Origin of the sequence: Propionibacterium sp. oral taxon 192 str. F0372 (assembly GCF_000413315.1) — a bacterium.
Taxonomy (GTDB): domain Bacteria; phylum Actinomycetota; class Actinomycetes; order Propionibacteriales; family Propionibacteriaceae; genus Brooklawnia.
Map to the genome: position 1 here is coordinate 1,191,944 of NZ_KE340297.1, position 8,767 is coordinate 1,200,710.

Annotated in this window: 5 protein-coding genes; 2 read left to right on the forward strand and 3 right to left on the reverse strand. The window is 61.7% G+C overall.

Translation table 11 applies throughout. The features are described 5' to 3' along the window. Positions 1–160: 160 nt before the first annotated feature. The 3 genes from HMPREF1531_RS05580 to HMPREF1531_RS05590 are packed head-to-tail and all read right to left on the reverse strand — an operon-like array spanning position 161 to position 6,638. A complete protein-coding gene (locus HMPREF1531_RS05580) occupies positions 161–1,300 on the reverse strand; it encodes a dihydroorotate dehydrogenase-like protein (protein ID WP_016668950.1) in 1,140 nt (379 codons plus the stop codon). Beyond that, a complete protein-coding gene (gene nifJ / locus HMPREF1531_RS05585) occupies positions 1,300–4,971 on the reverse strand; it encodes a pyruvate:ferredoxin (flavodoxin) oxidoreductase (protein WP_051123402.1) in 3,672 nt (1,223 codons plus the stop codon). Before nifJ ends, HMPREF1531_RS05580 begins: the two co-directional genes overlap by 1 nt. Positions 4,972–5,009: 38 nt before the next feature. Further along, positions 5,010–6,638: an NAD(P)-binding protein gene (locus HMPREF1531_RS05590; protein ID WP_016668952.1), complete on the reverse strand. Its 1,629-nt coding sequence runs from the start codon at positions 6,636–6,638 to the stop codon at positions 5,010–5,012. 252 nt (positions 6,639–6,890) lie between these two features. On the opposite strand from HMPREF1531_RS05590, the gene HMPREF1531_RS05595 reads away from it, so the two are divergent. Both HMPREF1531_RS05595 and HMPREF1531_RS05600 read left to right on the forward strand, forming a co-directional pair. After that, on the forward strand, positions 6,891–7,742 hold the full coding sequence (locus tag HMPREF1531_RS05595) for an Fpg/Nei family DNA glycosylase (RefSeq protein WP_036897316.1): 852 nt from the start codon (positions 6,891–6,893) through the stop codon (positions 7,740–7,742). A 235-nt stretch (positions 7,743–7,977) separates the two neighbouring features. Further along, positions 7,978–8,697, forward strand: a complete 720-nt coding sequence (locus tag HMPREF1531_RS05600) for a hypothetical protein (RefSeq protein WP_016668954.1) — start codon at positions 7,978–7,980, stop codon at positions 8,695–8,697. Positions 8,698–8,767: the final 70 nt, after the last annotated feature.

The following is an 8,767-nucleotide window of genomic DNA, read 5'->3' on the forward strand; positions in this document are numbered from 1 at the left end:
CCCGGAATCTGAGTGATGGGAAGGCGCGGCGCGTACCGAGCTCACATCGCCGCGCATACCTGCTCAACTCGATATTCGCCAGTGCGGTGACTACTGCCTTCCTGGGCGGCCTTTCATGAGGAGGGCCGCCCAGGTTCGTATCTTTGCCGACCCTTCAGAGTCATTTCCCGTAACGGCTCTTCGCCTGCTCCAGCCCCGAGACGTAACCGGCACGCGCGTACTCCTCGACGGCCGATTCCCGTGGCACGGCCAGCATGCCTCGTGCTTGATTAAGGGTCAGCCCCTTGCGATGCAGCCAGCCGACAAGGCCGTCGACCAGCAGGCCCGCGTAGTCGGCGCCGTTGCGCACCAACGCAGCAGTGGTCATCACTACATCGGCTCCGGCCAGCACGTATTTGATGACGTCGTTTACGGATTCCACGCCGGAGGTTGCGGCCAAGGAAGCATGCAGCCGACCGAACAGGGCGGCGATCCAGGAACGCGGCAAACGGGCATCTCCCGGACCGGACAGCTCAAAACCGGAGGTGGTCTGCATGCGCTCCAAGTCGATGTCGGGTTGCAGGTAGCGGTTGAATATCACCAAGGCATCGGCCCCGGCGTCGTCCAGTTTGTGGGCCATCTCGCCGAAGGAAGAGAAGAATGGCGACAGCTTCATCGCCACCGGGATCTCCACCTCGGACTTCACCGAGGCGAGGATATCCAGGTAACGTTTCTCCACCTCCCGGGCCGGGGTGAAATCACCAGGTACCCAGTAGACGTTCAACTCGATGCCCGCGGCACCAGCCTCGGCCATCTGCTTCGCGGTGTGCGTCCATTCACCGTTCACCGATCCGTTGAGGGATGCGATGACCGGGATGTCGACGCCAGCCGCACCGTCTTCCAGGGTCTTCAGATAGGTGGTGGTGAGACCGGAATTGTTGGAGGAGGTCGTCGGGAAATAACTGAGCGCCTCGGCGAAGGAATTATTCACCTCCTCCTCGAGCTCGGCGGCGTGGGCTGCTTCGTAGCGGATCTGCTCCTCCAGCAAGGAGTACATGACTACAGCACCCACCCCGCCGTCGGCTAGGGCCTTGATTCCATCGGCGGTCTGGGACAGCGGCCCAGCCGATGCGACGATCGGGTTACGTAGCACCAGCCCCATGTATCGGGTGGCCAGTTCCTCGGTCGCGTGGGGGTGCTCCGGGGCGACCACTTCCTGACCGACGGACAGCAGCAGATCTGTGGTGTTGGAACCCAGTTCGGCCTTCTGCCTCGCAGATTCTTGGGCGGCCTTCAGTGCTTGCGGATCGAAACGCGGCATCATTTCTCCTTGGCTCGGGCGTCAGCCATGAACATGTCTGCACTGCGACCGGCCATCTCCTCGTACTCCGCATAACGACGCAGCACGTGTTCTTGACCGATGGACAGCAGTCGCTCTGCTTCCTCGGGGTCGTTGCGGGCCAGATTCTTGAACCGCAGCTCGCCCATCCGGTAATCCCTCAGGGACAGCCTAGGCCGCGGGGAGTCGAGCAAGAACGGGTTCCTGCCCTCGTCGCGCAGCACGGGGTTGAACCGCATCAGCGGCCAGTGCCCCGAGTTGACTGCCTTGTACTGCTGGGACAAGCCCCAGCGCATGTCGAATCCATGCGAGATGCAGTGCGAGTAGGCGATGATCAGCGACGGCCCATCGAAGGCCTCTGCTTCGCGGAAGGCGGTCAGTGTCTGCTGTGGGTCGGCCCCCATCGCCACCCGTGCCACGTAGACGTGGCCGTAGGCGACGGCCTGCATCGCGAGATCTTTTTTGTTCGTCGTCTTGCCCGCGGTAGCGAATTTGGCGATTGCGCCAAGCGGGGTCGACTTCGATGACTGACCACCGGTGTTGGAGTACACCTCAGTGTCCATCACCAAGACGTTCACATTGCGCCCGGAGGCCAGCACGTGGTCGAGACCACCCGAACCGATGTCATATGCCCAGCCGTCGCCGCCGATGATCCACACCGAGCGACGCAGCAGATGGTCAGCCACCGACTTCAGGTCGTCAACCAGCGGACCGGACAACTGCTCCAGCCGTTCGGCAAGTGCTTGTTGGCGGCGGTACTGGTTGCGTAGGTCGTGCATGGTTTCCTGGGCGCCGTCCAGCAGCCCGTCGACCAGTTCGTCGTCGCCGATCTCCACACGCAACTGGGCCAGTCGTTTGCGAGCCAACTCATTGTGCAGGTCAGCGGCCAAACGCATGCCCAGACCGAACTCGGCATTGTCCTCGAAAAGGGAATTCGACCAAGCCGGGCCACGCCCCTCGTCGTTCTTCGCCCACGGGGTGGTGGGCAGGTTGCCGCCGTAGATTGAGGAACAACCAGTCGCATTGGCCACCTGGAGACGGTCACCGAACAACTGGGTGAGCAGCTTGAGGTACGGCGTCTCGCCACAGCCCGAGCAGGCGCCCGAGAATTCGAACAGCGGGGGCATGAACTGCACACCGCGGACGGTACCGAAATTCACCCGGGAGCGCCGCGGTCGTGGGATCGATTCGAAGAACTCGACATTGGCCCGTTGCTCGGTGCGGTCGAGGACCGGCGCCAAGTTGATCGCCTTGCGTCCGGGGTTGTCGACCGGGGTGACTGGGCAGGCTTCCACGCACAGACCACAACCGGTGCAGTCCTCAGCGTAGACCTGCAAGGTGTAGCGGTTATCCGGCAGACCGGCCGCATCAAGGGGTTGTGACTCGAAGGAAGCCGGGGCGCCCTCAAGCCGTTCCGGCGGATAGTGCTTGGCACGCAACACGCCGTGTGGGCAGACGAAGGAACAGTTGCCACACTGGATGCAGTTCTCGGCATCCCACACCGCGATGATGTCCGACACGTTGCGTTTCTCGTAACGCGTGGTTCCTGATGGGTAGGAGCCATCGACCGGCAGCATCGACACCGGCAAATCGTCGCCCTGATCGATGAGCATCTTCGCCGTCACAGTGCGCACGAACTCCGGTGCGCTGTCTGGAACCGGTTTCAGGTAGCCATGGTCGCTGGTGACGTGGTCAGGAACCTCGATGTGATGCAGATCGGCCAGAGCTGAATCCACTGCGGCGTGATTCTTGCGGACGATCTCCATCGATTTCTTTGAGTAGGTCTTGGTGATCGAGGTCTTGATCCGCTCAATGGCCACATCGGAAGGTAGCACCCCAGAAATGGCGAAATAGCAGGTCTGCAGCACGGTGTTAGTGCGCCCGCCCAGCCCCGCGACGCGCGCCACTTCATTGGCGTTGATCGCATACAGGTCGATGTTGAGATCAATGATCTTCTGCTGCATAGGGGCAGGAAGCCGGTCGAAGACCTCCTCGGTGGGGAAGGGGGAGTTGATGAGCACCGTGGTGCCACCGACTCGCTCACCCTTCTCGTTGTAGACCGCCTTGCGGGCGAACTGCAGCACATCGATGCGTTCCAGGATCGACCAGTGGTGCACACCGATGAAACCTGCCTTCGACACCAGATAGGGGGCGCGGATCGGGTCGGGTCCGAAACGCAGATGGGAGGTGGTGCGTGAACCGGACTTCTTCGAGTCGTAGACGAAGTAGCCCTGAGCGTAGGTACCCGCATCCTCGCCGAGGATCTTGATGGTGTTCTTATTCGCGCCAACGGTGCCGTCGGAACCCATGCCGTAGAAGACTGCGCGCTTGATGAGCGGATCTTCCAGGTCGATGCTCCTGTCATAGTCGATCGACAGGTGGGTAACGTCGTCGTTGATGCCGACGGTGAACCGTGGCTTTGGTTTGTCGCGTCCGAGTTCATCGAAAACGCCCACCGCCATGGCCGGGGTGAAGTCCTTCGAGGACAATCCGTAGCGACCACCGGTGATGCGTGGCAGCACCTCGCGTTCGCCAGTGGAAGCGGCTTCTGACAAGGTGGCCATGATGTCCAAGAAGAGCGGCTCGCCGTTGGAACCAGGCTCCTTGGTGCGGTCCAGCACGGCGATGCGGCGCACCGAGGCAGGAAGCGCGGCGAGTACCTGCTGGGCGGGGAACGGCCGGTACAGCCGGATGGTCAGCATGCCGACCTTGTGACCATTGCTATTCAGGTGGTCAACGGCCTCCTCGACCACCTCGGCACCCGAACCCATGATCACGACGACTCGGTCGGCGTCGGGTGCGCCGTGGTAGTCGGCCAAGTGGTACTGGCGTCCGGTGAGGGATGCGAACTGGTCCATCGCATCCTGGACCACTCCCGGAGTGTTCAGGTAGAAGGGGTTCGACGACTCGCGGCCCTGGAAATAGACGTCGCCGTTCTGCGCGGTGCCGCGGATGAACGGGTTAGCCGGGGACAATGCGCGGGCCCGGTGTTCGCGCACCAAATCGTCGGGGATCATCGCCCGCAACACGCTGTCAGACAACATCATGCAGGTATTCAGCTCGTGCGAGGTGCGGAAGCCGTCGAAGAAGTGCAAGAACGGCACCCGGGTGCGCAAGGTGGCGTTCTGCGCGATGAGGGCCATGTCGTGGCATTCCTGGACCCCGGAAGATGCGAGCATCGCCCAACCGGTCTGGCGAGCGGCCATGACGTCTTGGTGGTCGCCAAAGATAGACAGGCCCTGGGCGGCCAGCGATCTCGCGGCGACGTGCATCACGGTGGAGGTCAGTTCGCCGGCGATCTTGTACATGTTCGGGATCATCAGCAGCAATCCCTGGGATGCGGTGAAGGTCGTCGACAGTGCGCCCGCCTGCAGAGCGCCGTGCATGGTGCCTGCGGCACCCGCCTCCGACTGCATCTCCATGACGGTGGGCACCTCGCCCCAGATATTGGGACGGTTGACTGCCGACCACTCGTCGGCCAGTTCAGCCATCGGTGAGGATGGGGTGATCGGGTAGATCGAGCAGAGCTCATTCACCCGGAAGGCGACGTCCGCTGCGGCGGTGTTGCCATCGACGATGGAGCGTTTTTCGGTGGGGGATGCCGATGGATCGTCGCGGTCCAGGTTGGCTACGGGATCCTCGGCGCCCAGCATGTTGGGCTTCGGGGCAGGGATCTTGTCGTTGCTGCTCATCAGTTCTCCGCAATCATCTCGATGGCGTGCACGGGACACTGGTCGAAGCATGTGGCGCAACCAGTACATTTCTCGTAGTCGAAGCGGTATCTGTGGCCTTTTCCGAGTTTGATGATGGCATCCTCGGGGCAGGCTCCGAAGCAGCCGTCGCATTCGAAGCAGTTGCCGCAGGACAGGCAGCGACGGGCTTCGAAGACGGCTTGGTCGTCAGACAGGCCTTGGACAACCTCGTCGAAGTCGATGACCCGCTCACGGGCGGACAACTCGGGCTGGATCGAGCGGGGGTGCTCACCGAAGTACCACAGGTTCAGGTCATCGAATTCCACCACCGGATGCTTGATGCGTTCGTTCACTGCTTGGCGGTTCAGCCAGGTGTTGATCTGCCGGGCGGCGCGTTTGCCGTGCCCGACGCCGATGGTAACTGTGCGAGCCGATGGCACCGCGTCGCCACCCGCGAAGATACCGGGGACGTCGGTCATCAGGGTGGTCGGATCGACCGACAGGACGTCGTCGGTGAACTGTAAGCCTGGGATATTGCGCAGGAAGCCGGTGTCGGCTTCCTGGCCCACCGCCATGATGACGGTGTCAGCGGGTAGGGTCTCGAATTCTCCGGTGCCGCGGGCCCGGCCATTCTCGTCGAGCTCCATGATCTCGACCTTGATTTCCGCGGAGACCTCATTGATGGTGCGCAGCCAGTGCACCTCCACGCCCTCGGACTGGGCGTCGGCCAGTTCTTCGGCGTGGGCGGGCATCTGCTTTTCGGTGCGCCGATAGATGATGACCGCTTCCTCGGCACCCATGCGACGGGCCACCCGAGCGGCATCCATGGCGGTGTTGCCGCCACCATAGACTGCGACGCGACGGCCGATCCGTGGTTTCTCGCCGGAACCAACTTGGCGCAGGAAATCGACGGCATCAACCATCTTCCCAGCATCCATTGAGGGAATCTCGACGCGCTTGGACAGGTGAGCACCGATCGCAATGAAGACCGCATCGAAGCCACCCTCGCGTTGTTCGGCGAGCAGATCGTTTACGGTGTGGTTGAGGGTGATCTTCACGCCTAGGTCGGTGACCCGCTTGATCTCGGCGTCGACGACGTCGCGAGGCAAGCGATACTCGGGGATGCCGTAGCGCATCATGCCCCCGGCCTTCTCCCCAGCGTCGCGGATCTCCACCTCGTGGCCAACCCTGGCCAAGTGGTAGGCCGCGGACAGCCCAGAGGGCCCGGCGCCGATCACCAGCACCTTGAAACCAGACTTCGTGCGGGGCTTGGGTAGTGCCCACCTGTTCTCGATGGCTTTGTCACCCAGGTAACGCTCGACGGAGTGGATGGAGACCGCAGCGTCGAGATCCTTGCGGTTGCAGGCGGTCTCACACGGGTGATAACACACCCGACCGTGGATGGCGGGGAAGGGATTGTCGCGAACGAGTTGGCGCCATGCTGCTTCGGTCTCGTTCTCCTTGATGAGGCGTAGCCACTCCTGAATATTCTCCCCCGCCGGGCAGGCGTTGTTGCATGGTGGTAGTAGGTCGACATAGATAGGCATGCGGGTTCGGACCGGGGTGACGCGGCCCGACGTATCGGTCAGATCCGGGAGGTGTGTGATGTCCGGACGATTTTCGGTCATGGAAGCCCTTCCCTCACTGGACGCCGGACGAGTGCCGGCAGATCCGGCTGCTGACTCGACGACCTTGTCCAATGTGCACCTTTGCGAGGCGTCAGTACATCCAATGACTCTACGGCGCGGGATTGGTCAGACCTCAGGATCTCAAGGTCAACTTAGGTTTGCCTAAGTTATTGTCAACGCAAGCATTGCCTAATGCAGATTGCTCTATACCGGAGAGCGGCTGAGGCCGAGTCGACGCCTATCCTTGTCCGTATGCCCGAAGGACACATCATCCACCACCTAGCCAATGCCATTACCGAGCAGTTTGGGGGACGGCAGGTGGAGGTCTCAAGTCCCCAGGGCAGGTTCGCTGCAGAGGCTGCCGAACTGGATGGCTGCACCCTGGTTGGGGCCGATGCCGTCGGCAAGCACATGCTCATCGACTTCGACACCGAGCAAAGCGTGTGGATCCATCTTGGGTTGATCGGAAAGCTGCGCCTGGAACCCGTCGGTGAGCAACACAACCCCCATACTTTGCGTCTGCGGATTGCCACCAAAGAGCGGGCGATGGATCTGCGTGGGCCTCAGTGGTGCCGGCTGATTGATCCGATCACCCGAGAGAAGGTGGTCGATTCCTGTGGGCCTGATCCGTTACGCGCAGACGCGGATCCGGAGAAGGCCTGGGCTCGGGTGCACCGGTCTGAGAAACCGATTTCCGTGGTACTCCTCGACCAGAAGGCTTTCGCCGGGGTGGGTAACATCTACCGGGCCGAGGTGCTGTTCCGGCACGGCATCGATCCAATGGCCCCGGCCAAGCAAATCCCCCGCGAAGTGTTCGACTCGATGTGGAGCGATCTCGTCGGACTCATGAAGGTTGGCGAGCGTGGTGGGGTGATCGATACAGTCGCCGCCCGGCACATGCCCGAACGGATGGGCCGTTCCCCGCGCGTCGATGCTCACGGCGGGGAGGTCTATGTCTACCGGCGGCTCGGCCTGCCCTGTTTGGTCTGCAAGACTCCGATCCAGGGGACCCTGCTGGCCGGACGCAACCTGTTTTGGTGCCCGGTCTGCCAGCCGGGGGGCTCGTCCGGCACAACGCTGCGGTTTACCGACCGGGTTGGCTGAGGGTATCGCACGTTGCCGGGTAGGACTCCCGTGTCGGCCTACCTGCTTCTTGATGAAGTCAAGTGCATCGGTCGCCACCATGGCGTCCGGGGCCTGACACTTCACCCCATCCGGAATACATTTGGGCACTGTTCTCTGGTTTCACTTGGCATGATTCCGTTCCTTCCAAGACCCGGGACCTCAAAATACTTGTGAAGGCTTCCAGTTGACCCGTGGAGTTTGTACGCTATGTGGCATGGCTTGGGAAGGTGAGTGGGTCGATGACGAGGAGTTCTTGGCTCCTCCTGGGATGAATCGCACTGATGAGAGTGTGGATGAGGACGACGGGCTGGAACCCGATGATGTGGGGTGGGAGCCCAGCCAGGGGTTCCCGGATGGCCGCCGGGCGGTGCGGGTGTGGGCCGATGACGATGGGGTCATGACACGGGTGCGGGTGTCGCTGAATTGGCGGGAGAAACTCAAGGGATCAAGCCTTGAGACGGCATTTTGGACGGCTTTTACCGCGATGAATGCGATTTTTCATACGACGCGCCATGTGTTGCCGCTTCCTGAACCCCTGCCGGTGACTCCTTATCCGACGAGTGCGGGGTGGGACGCTTTGCGAATGGCTCGTCTCGAGCGGGCCGAAGTCGATGCCAAGATGGCGAAGCTTGCTGATGCGCCTCCCACCAGGTGGGTTGGTCAGTCTGTGCAGGGCTCAGATTTTGAGGATGGGGTTGTTGTGACCCTGGGGTTGTTCGGACAGCCGGTGTCTGCGAAGTTTGATCCAAAATGGTTGAAGACGTCGGTGCGTTCCAGTGAGTTGTCGCGTGGCGTGTTGGGTGCCTATCGCAGGGCTCGGGCGAAGTATCAGCCGCCGCAGATTGAGTTTGGTGAGCGAGAGTTGCTTGCTCGCGAATACACGAGAATCAATGCGAGTTTGCTTGAGACGCTGGGGAATGGTTTCTCGTTCTGACTGTTGTGGCTAGCAAGTGATCTGCGGGGTGAAGAGTAAATCGGGGTAGAAAATCAATCTTGCTCGGGAA

Coding starts and splice junctions, on each gene's coding strand:
- HMPREF1531_RS05580 (WP_016668950.1), bottom strand. CDS start 1,300: ATGCCGCGTTTCGATCCGCAAGCACTGAAGGCCGCCCAAGAATCTGCG.
- nifJ (WP_051123402.1), bottom strand. CDS start 4,971: ATGCTGGGCGCCGAGGATCCCGTAGCCAACCTGGACCGCGACGATCCA.
- HMPREF1531_RS05590 (WP_016668952.1), bottom strand. CDS start 6,638: ATGACCGAAAATCGTCCGGACATCACACACCTCCCGGATCTGACCGAT.
- HMPREF1531_RS05595 (WP_036897316.1), top strand. CDS start 6,891: ATGCCCGAAGGACACATCATCCACCACCTAGCCAATGCCATTACCGAG.
- HMPREF1531_RS05600 (WP_016668954.1), top strand. CDS start 7,978: ATGGCTTGGGAAGGTGAGTGGGTCGATGACGAGGAGTTCTTGGCTCCT.